Source organism: Bradyrhizobium sp. LeoB3, from assembly GCF_055456055.1.
Map to the genome: position 1 here is coordinate 1 of NZ_JBVBEF010000304.1, position 1072 is coordinate 1072.

Genomic DNA, 1072 nt, shown 5'->3' on the forward strand with positions numbered 1-1072 from the left:
TAAGGAGACGACTATGGGAAGCCGAGAAGAACTGATTCAGCGCAGCATTCCGTTCCTCCGGGAAGTCAAGGATATGACGCCTGGCGCCGAGATGGAGCGTTGGCTCAACGAGAAATATGGAGAGGAGAGCGCGCTCTATCAGGACTTGGCTCGCTTGATCAAGATCGGGGTCGAAGAAGGCTGGGCAGCGAACCAGGAGGTGGACGGTCCGAACTACCGGCGGAGCCGCATCCTCGAACCAATGCCCGAAACGTTTCAGTTCAGCATCACGGCCGTCTACATGAACAGCGCCGATCCGCGCCGTTTCAAGGACGAGGACGAGCATGACGTGTTGCGCGGGCAGTATCACGGCCATCCCTATGGCGAGCTCAATCTTGTGGTGCCCTTAAATAAGGGCGCCGAGCTGAAGGGATTACAGGGCTGGCAGGGTCCCGGCTGGACGGCGCCAGATCCCGGAAGCCGCCACTATCCCGAGGTCAGGGGCGGGGCGGTCATCGCGTTGTTTTATCTCCCCGCTGGTCGCATTTCCTACGACTTCAAAGCGCCAGCCTGATTGCTGACCGGGCCATGCGAGGTGATGCCGCTTCAATGGCGTCACCACTATCAGAGGAAACATAATGACGTTGATCTATCCGGCCGGTTCGAAGCGCATCCATCCCGCGCTGTCCTCTCCCGCCTACAGGAGTTCGATCAAGCGCGCACCGCAGAAGCCGCTGATCCCGATGCGACATACCCTCTCGGAATTAACCGGACCGGTGTACGGCCATGAGAGCGTGCGTGCCGGGGACAATGATCTCACCACTCAGCACAAGGGCGAGCCGCTTGGCGAGCGCATCATCGTGCATGGCCATGTGCTCGACGAAGATGGCCGCGGAGTGCCGAACACGCTGATCGAGATCTGGCAGGCCAATGCCTGCGGCCGCTATATCCATGTCCGCGACCAGCATCCGGCGCCACTTGATCCCAATTTTACCGGCGCCGGCCGCACGCAGTCGGACGCGTCCGGCTACTACAAATTCGTCACCATCAAACCCGGCGCTTACCCTTGGGGCAATCACTACAACGCCTGGCG

General features: G+C 60.4%; 2 protein-coding genes. Both read left to right on the forward strand.

The genetic code is table 11. From position 1 onward, the window contains the following. Positions 1–13 precede the first annotated feature (13 nt). On the forward strand, positions 14–553 hold the full coding sequence (locus ACZXDY_RS46005) for a 4-hydroxylaminobenzoate lyase (protein WP_028169130.1): 540 nt from the start codon (positions 14–16) through the stop codon (positions 551–553). Between the two features lie 64 nt (positions 554–617). Further along, the coding region (locus tag ACZXDY_RS46010; RefSeq protein WP_464350026.1) for a dioxygenase family protein at positions 618–1072 on the forward strand (455 nt) is incomplete at its 3' end.

Bases quoted from the DNA above. Each gene is read 5' to 3' on its own strand.
- ACZXDY_RS46005 (WP_028169130.1), top strand. From the start codon at position 14: ATGGGAAGCCGAGAAGAACTGATTCAGCGCAGCATTCCGTTCCTCCGG.